The sequence below is a fragment of the Cupriavidus sp. UME77 genome (assembly GCF_014170355.1).
GTDB lineage: Bacteria > Pseudomonadota > Gammaproteobacteria > Burkholderiales > Burkholderiaceae > Cupriavidus > Cupriavidus basilensis.
In genome coordinates, this window is sequence record NZ_LZZU01000098.1 from 1 (window position 1) to 16,226 (window position 16,226).

Sequence of the window (16,226 nt, forward strand, 5' to 3'; positions counted from 1 at the left end):
GGGGGGAGGTGATTGGGGGATTGCGGCGGGATGGGGTGATTTGATATTGCGATTGCTGCTCTGACTGCTTGCCGTTCAAAGTCAACGTCAAAGGCTTAAAGTCAAAGGCAGTTTCACCACCCCTGCGGGGCGGCGACCTACTTTCTTGTCTTGCCAAGAAAGTAGGCAAAGAAGGCGCGCCGTATGGCGTGGTACACCTTGACGGCTCGCTTCGCATCGCGGGTTGGTGCGGCCCGCCCTCGGGCGCTCCGCACGGCTACACCGAGTCGGCGTCTGGCGGCAGCGCTCTTGCTTTCGTCCTCGGATATCGCGCGTTTGGGGTTTCGCGCGGGGCTGCATCTGCCGGCGCGCTACCGTTTGCCATCCACCGGTTTTGCTCCCCTCTCCCGCTTGCGGGAGAGGGGCGGGGGAGAGGGCCGGCGTTCGTTATGCCGCCGTGCTCGTGCTCAGTCCACCGGCCCCAGGATCCGTTCGACAAACTCCGGCGCCAGCGCAACGCCGAGGAAGCGCGAGATCTCCACGATCTGTCCATACAGCATCCATTGGCCGTGATGCACCGCGCAGCCGCGTTCGCGCGCGGCTTTCAGCAGTGGGGTATCGCCATCGCGGATCACCGCCTCGCAGACCAGCGTGCCTGCGCTCAGTTGCGCAGCGGGGAGCGGCGTGGCGTCGGTATCGCGCAAGCCGAGCGCGGTGGCGTTGACAACCACGTCGAAGCTGGCGGGGCTGTTATCGCCGGCACGAATCGAGACGGTCGGCAGCACCGCTTTCAGGCTTGCCGCCAGCTCTTGCGCCTTGTCGGCGGAGCGGTTGTAGATGACCAGTTCGGCCGGCCGCTCGCGGGCGATGGCGTAGGCCATCGATTTGCCGGCACCGCCGGCGCCTAGCTGCAGCACGCGCTTGCCAGACAGGCTGTGGCCGCGTTCGCGCAGGCCGGCGACGAAGCCGTCGCCATCAAAGTTGCCGCCGACCCAAAAGCCTTTCTGGCGGTCGAAGCGCATCGCATTGACCGAGCCGAGCAGGCGCGCGGCATCGGTCAGTTCGCCACAGATGGCCACCACCGCCTCCTTGTGCGGCATGGTGACGACCAGGCCTTGCAGGTTTTGCGCGGCTGGCGCGCCGGCGAGGAATGCCTGCAATTGCGCCGCATCCACATGGAAGGGCACGCAGACGGCGTTCAGGCCCTGGCGGGCGACCGAGGCATTGAAGAGTTGCGGCGTGCGCACGTGCGCGATGGGGGCGGCGATGATGCCGACAAGCTGGGTATTGCCATCGATCTGCATTGCGGGATTCCGGGTGACGTGTAAGAGCGGGAAGAGGGAAGGAAGCGGGAGGCGGGACGGATGCGCGCCGTCCCGCGGGCATGGCGATGGCTCAGATGCCGGCCATGCAGGTGTACTTGATGACCAGGTAGTCCTCGATGCCGTAGTGCGAGCCTTCGCGGCCCACGCCCGATTGCTTGACGCCGCCGAACGGCGCCACCTCGTTGGAGATCAGGCCGGTGTTGACGCCGACCATGCCGTACTCCAGCCGCTCGGAGACGCGCCACACGCGGCCGAGATCGCGGGCGTAGAAATAGCTCGCCAGGCCGAATTCCGTGTCATTGGCCATGGCGACGACTTCGTCCTCGGTCTCGAAGCGGAACAGCGGCGCGAGCGGCCCGAAGGTTTCTTCACGCGCGACCAGCATGCCGGGCGTCACGTCGGCCAGCACGGTAGGCTCGAAGAACGATTGCCCGAGCGCGTGGCGCTTGCCGCCTTGCAGCACGCGCGCGCCCTTGGAGATCGCGTCGGTGATATGTTCCTCGACCTTGGTGACTGCCTTGCCGTCGATCAGCGGTCCGATGCGCACGCCGTCGTCCATGCCGTTGCCCACCTTCAGCGCGCGTACCGCCGCGACCAGCTTTTCGGCGAAGGCGTCATAGACCTTGCTGTGCACATAGAGGCGGTTGGCGCAGACGCAGGTCTGTCCCGCGTTGCGGTACTTGGACACGATGGCGCCTTCGACGGCGGCATCCAGGTCGGCATCCTCGAACACGATGAAGGGTGCGTTGCCGCCGAGCTCCATCGAGACCTTCTTGATGGTGGACGCCGTCTGCGCCATCAGCGTACGGCCGACCTCCGTCGAGCCGGTAAAGGTGAGCTTGCGCACCAGCGGGTTGCTGCTGAGTTCGCCGCCGATGGCGGCAGCCGAGCCGGTGACGACCGACAGCACGCCTGCGGGAATGCCGGCGCGTTCCGCCAGCGCCACCATCGCCAGCGCGGTCAGCGGGGTTTGCGAGGCGGGCTTGACCACCATCGTGCAACCTGCCGCCAGCGCCGGGCCGGCCTTGCGCGTGATCATGGCCGCGGGGAAATTCCACGGCGTGATGGCCGCGCACACGCCCACCGGTTCCTTGGTGACGACGATGCGCTGGTTGCTGACGGGTGCGGGAATGGTCTCGCCGTAGACGCGTTTGCCTTCCTCGGCGAACCATTCGATGAACGAGGCCGCGTAGCCGATCTCGCCGCGGGCTTCGGCAAAGGGCTTGCCTTGCTCGGCGGTCATGATGCGGGCGAGGTCGTCCTGGTTCGCCAGCAGCAGTTCGAACCACTTGCGCAGCAGCGCGGAGCGTTCCTTGGCGGTACGCGCGCGCCAGGCCGGCAGAGCGCGGTTGGCGGCCTCGATGGCCTGGCGCGTTTCGTCGGCGCCCAGCAGGGGCACCTGGCCGACGCGCTGACCGGTGGCGGGATTGGTCACGTCGATATGACGCTGCGCATCGGTCCAGCGGCCATCGATATAGCACTGCTGGCGCAGCAGGGAGGGGTCTTGGAGTTGCAACATGGTCTGGTTCCGGTTCCGTAGCGATGTTGGGGGGATTCGGCGCAGCGCCGCCGACGGCAGGTTAGCAGGATCCGGCGGTCTCGTTTGGCCGCCGGACGGACGATCAAGCCGCGACTCAACCCGCGACTCAACCCGCGATATACAGCCCGCCATTGACGTGCAGCACCTCGCCAGTGACAAAGCTGGCCGCGTCGCTGCACAGGAAGCCGATGGCGGTGGCGATCTCGCGCGGGTGGCCGAGGCGCTTGAGCGGTGTCTGCTCGACGGAATCGGCGCCGCGCTTCTGGATCAGCTCGGTGGTCATGGGGGTTTCGATCACGCCCGGCGATACAGCATTGACGCGGGTGCGCGGCCCGAGTTCCCGCGCCAGGCTGCGGGTGAGGCTGAGCAGGCCACCCTTGGAGGCCGAATAGTGCGCATTGTAGTAAGCGCCCCGGTGCGCCGCCACCGACGTCAGGTTGACGATGGCGCTGTTCTCGCGCAGCGCGGGAATGGCGCGGCGCACAAGATAGAACACGCCATCGAGATTGATCGACAGCGTCTGCCGCCATTGCGCGTCGCTCATCTCGGCCACTGGCTGGGCCTGGTACAAGCCTGCCGACGGCACCAGGAAATCGATGCCGCCGAAGCGCGCTTGCGCGAGCGCCACGGCGCGCTCGCAATCGTCGGGGCTGGCGGCGTCCATGCGCAGCGTGGCGATGCGCTCGCCGCCCGGGTCCAGTTCGCGGGCAAATCCGGCGACGCCGGCTTCGTCCAGATCCGTCAGCACCAGGTTGGCGCCGTGCGCCAGGAACAGTTTGGCCGTCTCACGGCCGATGCCGCCGTTGGCGCCGGTCAGCAGCAGCGTGCGTTGATCAAAGTTGTACATGTTCTCTCCCGTGTTCAGATATGCAGTGCGCGCCCGTAGGCCGCGAGCACGGCTTCGTGCATGGCCTCGGACATGGTCGGGTGCGGCAGGACGGCGGCCATCAGGTCGGCCTCGGTGGTCTCCAGCGTCTGCGCGATGGCGTAGCCCTGGATCATCTCGGTGACCTCGTCGCCCACCATATGGGCGCCGAGCAGTTCGCCGCTGCCTTCGTCGAATACCACCTTCACCAGGCCGGCAGTGCTGCCCATGGCAATGGCCTTGCCGTTGCCGACGAAAGGAAACTTGCCGACCTTGACTGGATGGCCGCGCTCCCTGGCCTGTGCCTCGGTGAGCCCCACGCTCGCCACTTGTGGATGGCTGTAGGTGCAAGCCGGAATACGTGTGGCATCGAGCGCATGCGGATGCAGCCCGGCGATACGTTCCACGCAGATCGCGCCTTCGTGGCTGGCCTTGTGCGCAAGCCACGGCGGGCCCGCCACGTCGCCAATGGCATACACGCCGGGCTCATCGGTGCGGCCGAAGCCGTCGGTGACGATATGCGTCTTCTCGACCTTGACGGCGGTTTGCTCCAGGCCGAGGCCTTCCACGTTGCCGACAATGCCTGCCGCCACCAGCACGACGTCGACGTCGACTCTCGCGCCGCCGGACTTGCCGCCTTGCAGCTCGACGGACCAGCCTTGCCCGTTGCGCTCGGCGCTCTTGATGCCGGTGCCTGTATGCAGCACGATGCCTTCCCGGCTCAGGCTGCTCGCTACCTGCGCGCAGATGTCGGCATCTTCCACCGGCAGGATGCGGTCCGCCATCTCCACCACCGTCACCTCGACCCCCACCGCGTGATAGAAGCTGGCGAACTCGATGCCGATGGCACCGGCGCCGACGATCAGCATGCGCTTTGGCACCACGGGCGGCGCCAGCGCCTCGCGATAGGTCCAGACCGTCTTGCCGTCCGCCGGCAGCGCGGGCAACTGGCGGGCGCGTGCGCCGGTGGCGAGCAGGATGTGGGCGGATGAAACGGTACTGATCGTGCCATCCGTTGCGGTGACTTCCAGCTTGCCCTTGCCCGCCAGCCGTCCGTGGCCGTTGAGCACGGTCACGCCGTTCTTCTTCATCAGGTGAGCCACGCCCTTGCCCAGCTGCGCGGCCACCGCGCGGGAGCGGGCCACCATGGCCGGCAGGTCGGCGGTAGGCGGCGCGGCATGCACACCGTAGGCCGCTGCGTCCTTGACCAGCCGCAGTACATCGGCGGAGCGCAACAGTGCTTTGGTGGGAATGCAGCCCCAGTTCAGGCAGATGCCGCCCAGGTGCTCTTTCTCGACCAGCGCGGTTTTCATGCCCAGCTGCGTGGCGCGGATGGCGGCCACGTAGCCGCCCGGGCCGCCGCCCACGACGATCAGGTCAAATGAGGAGTTCGCCACGTCATGGTCCTTAGATCAGCATCGACAAGGGGTTTTCAAGCAGGCGCTTGAACGCGGCCAGCCATTGCGCGGCCAGTGCGCCGTCGATGGCGCGGTGGTCCACCGAGAGCGTGCAGCGCATGACCTGCCCGGCCTTCAGCTCGCCGCCTTCCACCACCGGCACCGCTTGCGTGGCGCCCACGGCAAGGATGGCGGCCTGCGGCGGGTTGATGATGGCGGAGAACTCGGACACGCCGAACATGCCCAGGTTGCTAACGCTGAAGCTGCCCCCCTGGTACTCCTCGGGGCGCAGTTGCGAAGCGCGCGCGCGCGTGGCCAGGTCGGCGATTTCGGCGCTGATGACGGACAGCGGCTTCGTATCGGCAGCGCGCACGATGGGGGTGATCAGGCCGGCGTCCGTGGATACCGCTACCGCGATATCGGCCTGCCGATACTGGCGCATCGCCGTATCGGTCCAGCCCACGTTGGCTGCCGGCACCTCGCGCAAGGCGACCGCCACGGCGCGCACGATGAAGTCGTTGACCGAGATCTTGCGCGGCGCGTTGGTGTTGATCTGCGCGCGCAGCGCCAGCAACTGCTCCATGCGGCAATCCGCCGTGAGGTAGAAATGCGGGATGGTGGCCTTGCTCTCGCTCAGCCGGCGCGCGATGGTGCGGCGCATATTGCTGTGCGGGATTTCGGTGAATGCATCGCTGGCCTGGGCTTGCGGTGCGGCGGGGCGCGCAACGGCAGGTGCGCTGGCAGCGACCGGAGCCGCGGCGGCCTGCTCGATATCGCGCTTGACGATGCGGCCATTGGGGCCGCTGCCGCGCAATGCCGCCAGGTCCAGTCCGCGCTGCGCCGCCAGGCGGCGGGCCAGCGGGCTGGCGAAGATGCGTGCGGCTTGCGCCGGGGCGGCATTGGCGGCCACCACGGCTTGGCCAGTGGATGCCGCCTCGGCCTGCGGCGCTTGCGCGCCGACACCGGCTGCGGCGATCAGCGCATCGATATCCACGCTGGTTTCTCCATTGACCAGCAGCACGCCGATGGGCGCGCCCACTTCCACGTCCTGGCCGGCCGCCACCAGGCGGCGGGCGAGCACGCCGGCCGAATCGGCATTGAGCTCAACCACGGCCTTGTCGGTCTCGATCTCGGCGATGCAGTCGCCCACGGCAATCGTATCGCCTTCGTTCTTGGTCCACGCTTGCAGCGTGGCCTGGGTGGCATTGGCCGCCACCTCGGGCATGCGTAGCAGGGTGGCCATGTCAGGCAGTCCTCGGTTGCAGGTCGGGGCGGTAGGCGGCGATATCCGCGTACTGCACGATCTCCAGCACATTGCCTTCGGGATCGCGGCAGAACGCCAGGTAGGTGCCGGGGCGCACTTCGATGCGCTGCGGGCCGGTCAGGAATTCCACGTCGGCGGCGAGCAGCTTGTCGACGGCGGCCTGGATGTCGTCCACGATAAACGTGAGGTAGGTGGCGTTGGCCTTGTCGAGGATGTACTCGGGCGCTGCCGCGGGTGCGGGCGCTTGCACCGGGGCCAGCAGCTTGATGCGCTCTCCGTAGCTGGTTTGCAGGCGCACGGCGGTATAGCCGCCGGCGTGCATGGCAGCCTGCACGGCGCTTGCCGCAGGCACGGCCACTTCGCTGACAAAGTCGAAGCCCAGTACCTGCTCGTAGAACTGGCGCATGCGCGGCAGGTCGCGCACGGCGATGCCGACCTCCAGGGGAACAATCATGTTCAGGGTCATTGGTATTCCTTGGGTTCGTTCAGTTGGCCAGGCGGGATTCCGGACTCACGCCGCGCCCTTGTCGCGCATCACCTGGCGCAGGCCTTCGGCCACTTCCTCGGTGCGGGCCGCGGCGGCGCGCTCCAGCACCTTGGAGATGCTCGGCGCTGCTTCCGCGCCGGTCACGCGCTGCACGGGCTGGTCCAGCCAGTCGAAGTAGCGGCGCTGGATCTCGTCGGCCAGCCATCCGCCATAGGAGGTACCCCGCGCGCCTTGTTCCACGATCAGTACGTTGTTGGTCTTCTTTACGCTCTGCGCGATGGTGTCCCAGTCAATGCTGGCGCGGTCCAGCCAGCGCAGGTCGATCACCTCGGCATCGATGCCGGTCTGCTCCACCGCTTCGAGCGAGTGGCCGACCATCGACAGGTACGTGATGACAGTGAGGTCGCTACCGTCGCGGCGCACCGCCGCCTTGCCCACCGGGAGGTGATAGTCGAAGTCATCCACGGGGCCCATGCCCGAGGCGTTGTACAGGTCCACATGCTCGATCACCAGCACCGGGTCCTTGCACGCCAGCGCGGTGTTCATCAGGCCCACGTAGTCGAACGGCGTGGAAGGCGCCACGATGCGCCAGCCCGGGTTGGTGGCAAAGATGCCGGCCGGGTCCATCGAGTGCTGCGAGCCATAGCCCGTGCCCATCGCCACCTTGGTGCGCAGCACCAGCGGCACGTCGCTTTCGCCGCCGAACATGTGGCGCGCCTTGCCGATCTGGTTGAAGACCTGGTCGGCCGCCACCCACATGAAGTCCGGGTACATGAACTCAACCACCGGCTTGTAGCGGCCATCCAGCGCCAGCCCGCCACCCAGGCCCACGAACGCGTTCTCGCTGATCGGCGTGCCCAGCACACGGTCCGGGAAGTTGTCGCGCAGGCCGCGCGTGGCGCCGTTGGTCCCACCCTTGAGGCGGTGCACGTCCTCGCCCATCACCACCACCGACGGATCGGTCTCCATGCGCCGTTGCATGACGTCCGCCACCACGTCGATGAACTTGCGCTTGTCCAGCTTGCCGGAGAAGCCGGCCTCCTCCTCGCAGCGCAGGCCTGCCAGCTCGCTCAGGTCGCCACGGATGCCTACATCGCGGAAGTCCGGGCTCGGCCACAGCTCGGGACGGATGCGGCGCTTGCCCGGCTTGCCGGAAGGATCGGCTTCAGTCAGCGCGGCCATCGCGTCGCGCATGGCTTGCTTGATGCGCTCACGCAGCGCGGCGATCTCGTCGGCGCTGATCAGGCCGCGCGCCTGCATGCGGCGCGCCATCAGTTCGAGCGGGTCGCGCGCGCGCCATTGCTGCTCTTCTTCCTTGCTGCGGTAGCCGAAGGCGCTCCCCGGGAAGGGGCCGTTCTGGTGGAAGAAGCGGTACAGATCGGCTTCGATGACCGTGGGGCCCTTGCCGGCACGCATATGCGCCAGCGCTTCCTGCGTGGCCAGGTACACCGCCAGCGGGTCCATGCCATCGACCTTCCAGCTCGGGATGTTGAAGCCCATGCCGCGCGCGGACAGGCGCGGCTCGGCGGTGGACTCTTCCACCGTGGTGGAGACGGCGTAGCGGTTGTTCTCGATAAAGAAGCACAGCGGCAGCTTCCATGCGGCGGCCAGGTTCATGGTCTCCAGCACCGAGCCGATATTGACCGCGCCGTCGCCGAAGTAGGTGATGGCGACCGCATCCGTGCCGGCATGCCGGTGCGACCACGCCGCGCCCGCGGCCATGGGCACGCCGCCGCCCACGATGGCATTGGTGCCCAGCGCGCCGGCTTCGGCCCATTGCAGGTGCATGGAGCCGCCACGGCCTTTGCAATAGCCCTGCGCCAACCCCAGGATTTCCGCCAGCGTGCGTTGCAGCAGCGTTTGCACGTCCGCCGGCAGCGGCGCGCGCGGGTCGATGCCATTGGGCGCGAGGTAGCCCAGCGCCTTGGAGACGAACTGGTGATGCCCGCGATGCGAGCCATTGATCTGGTCCGCGCCGGTCAGCGGCACGATGGAGCCGGCGGCGCCGCCTTCTTGCCCGATGCTGGAGTGCGCCGGGCCGTGGACCAGGCCTTCGGCGGCGAGTTCGAGCACAGCCTCCTCGAAGCCGCGGATCAGGTGCAGGTGGCTCAGCAGCGTGCCGAGCAGGGCCGGGTCGGCCTTGGCCCAGTCTTCATCGGTGGTGCGCAGTTCCACCCATTCGGCGGCGGGGCGCAGGGCGTTACGTTCAGACATTGGAGAATCCTTGATTACCGTTCGATGGTGCTTGCAATCGTGTTGGAGGACTGCGTGCTCAGAAGCCGTCGGCGGTCCAGCCGCCATCGGAGACCAGCGCATGGCCGGTGATGAACGCGGCCGAGTCCGAGGCCAGGAAGAGGGCGACTTCCGCCATCTCCTCAGGCGCGCCAAAGCGGCGCAGCGGCGTGCGCGCCAGCAGCGCGTCGCCGTCGATGGCCTTGCTGGCCAGCAGCGTTTCCATCAGCGCGGTGCTGGTGTAGCCCGGGCAGACCGCGTTGACGCGGATGTTGTACTCAGCCCATTCCGCCGCCAGAGACTTGGTCAGCGACACCACGCCCGCCTTGGCGGCGCAGTACGCCAGGCGCCGTGCGGACGAGGCCAGTCCCCACATCGACGCGGTGCTCAGGATGGCGCCGCCGCCCTGGCGCACCATGCGGCGCGCCGCGGCTTGCGTGCAGAAGAACACGCCGGAGAGGTCGATATCGATGGCGCGGCGCCAGTCGTCGGGCGTCAGTTCCAGCGAGGGCTTGTTCATCGAGATGCCGGCGTTGTTGAGCAGGATGTCGATGCGGCCGAAGCGGGCTTCGGTGGCGGCACAGGCTTGCTCCACGGCGTCGGGATCGGTGATCGAAGCCTTCACCACTTCGACCTGCACTTCCGGGTAGGCCGCTTCCAGCTCCGCCTTGGTGCTGGCGAGTCCTTGCGCATCCAGGTCCAGCAGCATCAGGCGGGCGCCATGCCGGGCAAAGCCATGCGCCATCGCGCGGCCGATGCCGCTGGCGCCGCCGGTGTTGAGCACGACCTTGCCGGCCAGGCCGGGGTAGCTGGCGCGCGCAAAGGGCTGCGCGTTCGGGTATCCAATAGGCAAAGAGGTGCTCATACGGCTAACCAGTCCTTCAGAAGTTGGGTATTGGAGGTGAGTTGTTCGGGCGTGCCTTCAAAGACGATGCGGCCGTGGCCCATCACGCAGACGCGGCTCGATACCTTCAGCGCGATGGCGAGCTTTTGCTCCACCAGCACCACCGAGACACCCCGGCGGTGAATGTCCTGGATGGCCTCGCCAACCACCGTCACGATCTTGGGCGCGAGGCCTTCGGTGGGCTCGTCGATCAGGATCACCAGCGGGTTGCCCAGCAGCGAGCGGCACATGGTCAGCATCTGCTGCTCGCCGCCGGAAAGGCTGCCGGCCTTGGTGTTGCGGCGCTCCTTCAGGCGCGGGAAGTAGTCGAACATCTGCTCGAAGGTCCATTGCGGCGCGCCCTCGGTGGCGCGCTGCTCGCCCATGCGCAGGTTTTCGTCCACGCTCAGGTTGGCGAAGACCTCGCGCTCTTCCGGCACATAGGCAATGCCTTTGCGGCAGATCGCATACGATTGCGCGCCGGCCAGATCGCGCCCGCGCAGCCTGATGTGGCCAGCGCTTGGCGGCACCAGGCCCATGATGGCCTTGAGGGTGGTGGAGCGGCCCGAGCCGTTGCGGCCCAGCAGGCTTACCACTTCGGCCCGCCCAACGTGGAAATCCACGCCGTGCAGGATGTGGCTCTTGCCGTAGTGCGCGTGCAGTCCTTGCACGCTCAGCAGCGGATCGGCGCTTTGTACGGACTGCGCGCTCATACCGTGACCTCCTCGCCCAGATAGGCTTCCTTGACGCGTGCGTTGTTGCGGATCTCGTCCGGCGTGCCGGTGGCGACGATCTCGCCGTAGACCAGCACGCTGATGCGGTCGCTGAGCGAGAACACCACATCCATGTCGTGCTCCACGATCAGCAGCGTGCGGCCCTGCGCGATCTCGCGGATCAGGCCGGCGGTGTAGTCGGTCTCTTCCTGCGACATGCCCGCCATCGGCTCGTCGAGCATGATGACCTTCGGGTCCGAGGCCAGCGTCATGGCGATCTCCAGCGAGCGCTGCTCCGAATAGGACAGCTCGCCGGCGATGGTTTGTGCGCGCCCGGCCAGCCGCACCTGTTCGAGCAGGTGCTGGGTCTCGTCGCGCACGGCACGCACCTTGTGGGCGAACTTCCACAGTGTGTATTGCAGGCCGTGGCGCCGCATGACGGCGAGGCGCAGGTTCTCGAAAACGGTCAGGCCCGCGAAGATATTGGTGATCTGGAACGAGCGCGCCAGGCCGCGATGGTTGATGCTCTGCGGCGACAGGCCGTGGATCGGCTCGCCATTGAGAACGATCTCGCCTTTGGTCAGGGGCAGGCGCCCGGAGATCAGGTGGAACAGCGTGGACTTGCCGGCGCCGTTCGGGCCGATCAGCGCGTGGCGTTCGCCGCTGACGAGGTCGAGGTCCACGCCGCGGATGATGTCGACGTCGCCGAAGGATTTGCGCAGTCCGCGCAGGGAGAGCATCGCTTGCGTGTTCATGCCGGGTTCCTCCGGACGTTGGTGGCCGCGGTGGCGGGGGCGTCGATGGCGGGGGTGGCGTCCTTCAGGCGCAGCCAGCGGCCGTTGGCCAGGCGTGCCGTGGCGATGCCTGCCGCCAGCAGCGCCGCGGGCACCAGCCAGGTCAGCGGCGAGATGGGATCCCACTCGCGGCCAAACAGCGCGATCGCGGGCCAGCCACCACCATTCAGGGCAGCCATGGAGCGGTAGTCTTGCGAGAAGAAGCGCTGCAGCATCTCCACGGTGAACACCGTGCCGCCCGCGAGCAGCAACGTACCGATGACGAATGCCAGCGCCATGGGCAGCAGCGCACGCAGGCCATAGGTCTTGCTGTGCGTGGCGAAGGACTTGATCAGCCCGGCCAGGCCCGTCGGCATGAACATCATCACCAGCACGAACACGATGCCCTGGTACAGCAGCCACGAGCGCGTCAGGTCGGATACCGCGTAGCCGAAGAAGGTCATCACCGCCGCGCCCAGTGCCGGGCCGAGGAAGAGCTTCACGCCGCCGATATAGCTGTTGAGCACCACCGCCGCGGAGGCGGATGACTCGAACACCACGTAATTGGCTGCTTCCATGTTGAGTGCCTGCAGCGCGCCAGCGATGCCAGCGAACATGGCCGAGACGGCGAACACCAGCACGCCGAGGCGGTGGGTGTCATAGCCGAGAAAGCGCAGGCGGTTGGCGTTCTCCCGCAGGCCCAGCGTCAGGCGGCCCACCGGGGTCAGGGTGAACAAGTACAGCAGCGCCAGCGACAGCAGCACCCAGAACAAGGTCAGGTAGTAGACCTGGTTGCTGTCGCCGAAGGCGAGGCCCCACGCCGGCATGCGCATGGTGGACAGGCCCGCTTCGCCGCCGAACCAGCCCTTCAGGTGCGGCGCCAGCGAGTGCAGCAGTTCGGCCAGCGCCAGCGTGATCATGGCGAAGTAGACGCCGGTGCGCTTGGTGGCGAACCAGCCGGCGGCAAGGCCGGCGACCAGGCCCATGGCGCCGCCGGCCAGCGGCAGCAGCGGCGTGGGCAGCAGGCCGTTGCCGCCGAAGGCGTTCATGGCGTGCACGGTGGCAAAGCTGCCAATGCCGAAGTACGCCGCATGGCCAAACGAGAGCATGCCGCCCTGGCCGCTGAGCAGGTTGAACGAGGCCGCGAACAGCACCGCGATCAGCATCTGGATGGATGCGTTGACCAGCGATTGCGAGAGCACCATCGGCAGCGCCAGCAGTGCGCCTGTGCCGAGCAGCAACAAGGTCTTCTGCGTGTTGGAGAGGTGGGTCATGGTTACTCCTTCTCGCCCATCAAGCCTGACGGACGGACCAGCAAGATCAGCAGCATCAGCGCGAACGGGATCGTCCCGGCCAGGCTGGAGAGCTTCAGGGTCATCAGCCCTCCGGTTTCCTCGGCCCAGGCGCCCGCCCCGGCCAAGGCCAGCAGGTCGGCCAGGCTGCGATCGATGCCGACCGAGAACGACGTGATCAGCCCGATCAGCAGCGAGGCGAGCATGGCGCCCTCCAGCGAGCCCAGGCCGCCCACTACCACCACGACGAAGACCATCACGCCGAGTTCCAGCGCCATGTTCGGGTTGGTGGTGTAGAACGCGCCCGCCACCGCGCCGGCCAGGCCCGCCAGCGCCGCGCCGATGCCGAACACGCCCATGAAGACCAGCGGCACGTTGTGGCCCAGTGCCTCGGCCATGCGCGGCTTGTAGATCGCCGAGCGCACCACGATGCCGACCCGGGTGCGCGTGAGCAGGAGGTAGATCACGGCGAACATGGCCACGGCGATGCCGCCCATGAACACGCGATAGAAGGGGTAGGAGGACACACCCAGGTGGAAGGCCGCGAAGTCCAGCGACGCCGGGATGCGGTAGTCCACCGGGAAGTTGCCGAAAAACAGCTTGATCAGCTCGGCAATGATGAAAGACAGGCCAAAGGTCAGCAGCAGTTCGTGCGCGTGGCCGTGGTGATGGACGCGGCGCAGGAAGAAACGCTCCACCGCCACCCCGGCCAGTCCGACCAGGATCGGCGAAACCACGATGGCCGGCCAGAAGCCGATCGTGCCTTGCAGCGTATAGGCAAAGTAGGCGCCCAGCATGTAGAACGACGCATGGGCAAAGTTGAGCACGCCCATCATGCCGAAGATGAGGGTCAGGCCAGCGGAAACCATGAACAGCAGCAGGCCGTAGATGGTGCCGTTAAGCAATGAGACGAGGAGGTATTCCATGAAGGCTTCCTTGGAACGAGCCTGTGCGGCCAACTTGCGCATGGCCGTACTTGCCAGCGCCCGCGCCGCGGGCGCTGGCTGATGTTGCTAGGGTGGCTTGGGCAGGGGAATCAGCTGGGGCGCTGCATCTTGCAGCTGGCCTGGGCCGGCGTGGCGGCCTCGGCGGCGGAGAAGGTCTTGACCGGCTTGAAGCCCATGTCGGTGCCGTCGACCTTGAACTTCGCGTCCTTGGCGACCACGGACACCACCATCGGCAGCAGCACCTGGTGATCGGCGGCGCGCATGCTCATCTCGCCCAGCGGCGATCTGACCTTGGCGGTTTCGAGCGCCTTGGCCAGCGCGCTGGTGTTGAGCTTGCCGCCTTCCGGCTTCACGCTCTTCAGCGCTTCGCCCAGCATCTCCACCGCGAACACCGTCTGCGGCTCGATGTAGGCGGGCATATGGCCCTGCCGGGCCTTGAAGTCGTTGGCGAAGCGCTCACTGTCGGCGCTACCCGCCTCGGCATTGAAGGGGTGGGCAACATAGTGGCCCAGCGCCACGTCGGCGGCGTTGCCGATATTGCCCGGCTGGTCGAGGAACACGGTGGCGAAGCGCGTCTTCAGGCCGGCCGCCTTGCTGGCCTTCATCAGCAGCAGCAGGTCGTTGGACCAGTTGCCGGTAATCACGCTGTCCGCCTTGGCGGCAGCGATCTTGGCCACGTAGGGCGAGAAGTCCTGCACCTTGTTCACGTCATGCAGCGTCTTTTCCACCACCGTGTAGCCGCCCGCGCCGGCGTAGTCGCCGATGGCCTTTTCCATGTCGACGCCCCAGGAGTAGTTCTGGTTGATCGAGTACACGCGGGTGCCCAGCGCATGGAGCGGCTTCATCGCGCCGACCAGCGCCTTGACGCGGATCTGCGCATTGGTGGCGAACTTGAAATGATAGAAGTGGCACTTCTCGCCGGTCAGCTCCATGGCTTCGCCGCCGACGTTCATGAACAGGATTTCCTTGCCCGGATTGCGCAGGTTGAACTTGCGCACGTCCTCGGTGATCTGGCCGGATACGGCTGAGGACGAACCCTGCATGACGATCTGGGCGCCATCGGCCACGGCCGCCTTCAGCTTGTCCGCCGCGCCCGCCGGGCCGCCCTGGTTGTCGTACTCGACCAGCTGGAGCGGCTCGCCGTTCCAGCCGCCGGTGGCGTTGATCTTGTCGATCGCATAGCGCGCCGCTGCGCGGAACATCAGGCCGGTGGATGCCTGCGGGCCGGACAGCGTCTCGACCAGCGCAATCTTCACCGGCGCCGCCGATGCCGTGCCCGCCAGCACGGAGAGTGCCGCGGCTGCGAACAAAGGACGGGTAATGCGGCTACCGCTCATGGGTGTCTCCTGGCTATTGTTTGGATTCATCTGGCGGGCGCCGAACCGGCCCGTCATAGTGGTCTGACCTGCGGCTTAAGTGGTCTGACAGGTTTACTATAGGGAGATGGGCGGCGGTCGTCAACGGCGACTTGCGCGGCATGCGGGTTTCTACTGAGAGTCTGATCGGACACGCATCCACGTAGCGGAACGAAGGGCTTATTCCCTTGCAGAGCTTGGATTACAGACGAATAACGGGTGCCGGCACGGCTTCGTGCTGGTACATTCCACACGTTTCATGCGCGCGCAGACGTGCTACATTGACCTGTAAGACCAATTCAAGATCGAGCGCCAGCCAGAGGCTGTCTGGCGCCAGGGAGCCCGTATTGAACAAGACTGTGCCCGGTGCCGCGGCGCCGCCGCCCACCCAGCGCCCGGAGGGAACCATGTTCCATCCCGAGCCTAAACACCTGCCGGACGAGATCGCCAGGCGCCTGATCCAGGCGATCCAGGCGGGCGAGTTCGCCGTGGGCGACCGCCTGCCCAGCGAGCGCTTGCTGTGCGAGCAGTTCTCGGTCAGCCGCGCGGTGGTGCGCGAGGCCCTGTCGCAGCTCAAGTCGGAGGGGTTGGTTGCGCCCAAGGCGGGCAGCGGTGTGTTCGTGACCGAGCGCAGCCAGCGCCAGGCGTTTCGCATGCAGGATGTGGCCATCGACGAGAAAGACTCGCTGGCCATGGTGATGGAACTGCTGGTGACGATCGAAGTGGCGGCCACCAGGTTCGCGGCCATGCGGCGCACGCCGGAAGACCTCAAGCGGATCCGGCGCGCGCTGATCGGCATGGAGTACGAGATCGCCAACGACAGGTTGGGCGATGAAGAGGACTTCGCCTTTCACCAGGCTATTGTCGAGGCGACGCACAACCCGCACTTCCAGGCCCTGAGCGAACACCTGGAGCACGGCGCGCGGCGCGTGATCCGGCAGGCGAGGAGCAATACCAAGAGCCATCACGCGGACATGGTCGAGGCCGTGCAGGAAGAGCACAAGACCATCTACGACGCGATCGTGGCGAGCGATCCCGAACGGGCGGCGCAGGCGGCGGAAACCCACCTTCGCAACGCCGCCAAGCGGCTGAACATGTACCTCAAGGGGTGACTGGCGGGGTGAGGGGCAACTGCCGATGGGCAGTCCGCGTTCTTGTCGCGGCCTGGCTTGCC

The 16,226-nt window shown here is 66.9% G+C and carries 14 protein-coding genes; 1 reads left to right on the top strand and 13 read right to left on the bottom strand.

Annotation, left to right across the window (positions count from 1 at the left end):
• Positions 1-446: 446 nt before the first annotated feature.
• The 13 genes from A9975_RS37325 to A9975_RS37385 form a co-directional block, all read right to left on the bottom strand.
• Positions 447-1,283 (bottom strand): shikimate dehydrogenase, encoded by an 837-nt coding sequence (locus A9975_RS37325; RefSeq protein WP_183037110.1) that lies wholly within the window; start codon positions 1,281-1,283, stop codon positions 447-449.
• Positions 1,284-1,374: 91 nt separating this feature from the next.
• Positions 1,375-2,823 (bottom strand): NADP-dependent succinate-semialdehyde dehydrogenase, encoded by a 1,449-nt coding sequence (gabD, locus tag A9975_RS37330; RefSeq protein ID WP_183037111.1) that lies wholly within the window; start codon positions 2,821-2,823, stop codon positions 1,375-1,377.
• 127 nt (positions 2,824-2,950) lie between these two features.
• Positions 2,951-3,691: an SDR family NAD(P)-dependent oxidoreductase gene (locus A9975_RS37335; RefSeq protein WP_174423460.1), complete on the bottom strand. Its 741-nt coding sequence runs from the start codon at positions 3,689-3,691 to the stop codon at positions 2,951-2,953.
• Positions 3,692-3,705: 14 nt separating this feature from the next.
• Positions 3,706-5,106: a dihydrolipoyl dehydrogenase gene (gene lpdA, locus A9975_RS37340; RefSeq protein WP_183037112.1), complete on the bottom strand. Its 1,401-nt coding sequence runs from the start codon at positions 5,104-5,106 to the stop codon at positions 3,706-3,708.
• A gap of 10 nt (positions 5,107-5,116) precedes the next feature.
• Positions 5,117-6,349 (bottom strand): pyruvate dehydrogenase complex dihydrolipoamide acetyltransferase, encoded by a 1,233-nt coding sequence (locus A9975_RS37345; RefSeq protein ID WP_183037113.1) that lies wholly within the window; start codon positions 6,347-6,349, stop codon positions 5,117-5,119.
• 1 nt (position 6,350) lies between these two features.
• Positions 6,351-6,836: a VOC family protein gene (locus tag A9975_RS37350; protein WP_183037114.1), complete on the bottom strand. Its 486-nt coding sequence runs from the start codon at positions 6,834-6,836 to the stop codon at positions 6,351-6,353.
• A 45-nt stretch (positions 6,837-6,881) separates the two neighbouring features.
• Entirely contained in the window at positions 6,882-9,071 is a 2,190-nt protein-coding gene (locus tag A9975_RS37355) for a thiamine pyrophosphate-dependent enzyme (protein ID WP_183037115.1), read from the bottom strand.
• Between the two features lie 58 nt (positions 9,072-9,129).
• A complete protein-coding gene (locus A9975_RS37360) occupies positions 9,130-9,954 on the bottom strand; it encodes an SDR family NAD(P)-dependent oxidoreductase (protein WP_255504294.1) in 825 nt (274 codons plus the stop codon).
• Positions 9,951-10,685 carry an ABC transporter ATP-binding protein gene (locus A9975_RS37365; protein ID WP_183037116.1) on the bottom strand — a complete coding sequence of 245 codons (735 nt, stop codon included), beginning with the start codon at positions 10,683-10,685 and terminating at the stop codon, positions 9,951-9,953. The genes A9975_RS37360 and A9975_RS37365 overlap by 4 nt, the downstream gene beginning before the upstream one ends.
• A complete protein-coding gene (locus A9975_RS37370) occupies positions 10,682-11,440 on the bottom strand; it encodes an ABC transporter ATP-binding protein (RefSeq protein WP_183037117.1) in 759 nt (252 codons plus the stop codon). The genes A9975_RS37365 and A9975_RS37370 overlap by 4 nt, the downstream gene beginning before the upstream one ends.
• On the bottom strand, positions 11,437-12,732 hold the full coding sequence (locus A9975_RS37375) for a branched-chain amino acid ABC transporter permease (RefSeq protein ID WP_183037118.1): 1,296 nt from the start codon (positions 12,730-12,732) through the stop codon (positions 11,437-11,439). The genes A9975_RS37370 and A9975_RS37375 overlap by 4 nt, the downstream gene beginning before the upstream one ends.
• Positions 12,733-12,734: 2 nt before the next feature.
• Complete coding sequence (locus A9975_RS37380; protein WP_183037119.1) at positions 12,735-13,676, bottom strand: branched-chain amino acid ABC transporter permease; 942 nt, start codon at positions 13,674-13,676, stop codon at positions 12,735-12,737.
• Positions 13,677-13,786: 110 nt separating this feature from the next.
• Positions 13,787-15,034, bottom strand: a complete 1,248-nt coding sequence (locus A9975_RS37385) for a branched-chain amino acid ABC transporter substrate-binding protein (protein WP_174423469.1) — start codon at positions 15,032-15,034, stop codon at positions 13,787-13,789.
• Between the two features lie 425 nt (positions 15,035-15,459).
• On the opposite strand from A9975_RS37385, the gene A9975_RS37390 reads away from it, so the two are divergent.
• Entirely contained in the window at positions 15,460-16,164 is a 705-nt protein-coding gene (locus A9975_RS37390; protein ID WP_183037167.1) for a FadR/GntR family transcriptional regulator, read from the top strand.
• Positions 16,165-16,226 lie beyond the last annotated feature (62 nt).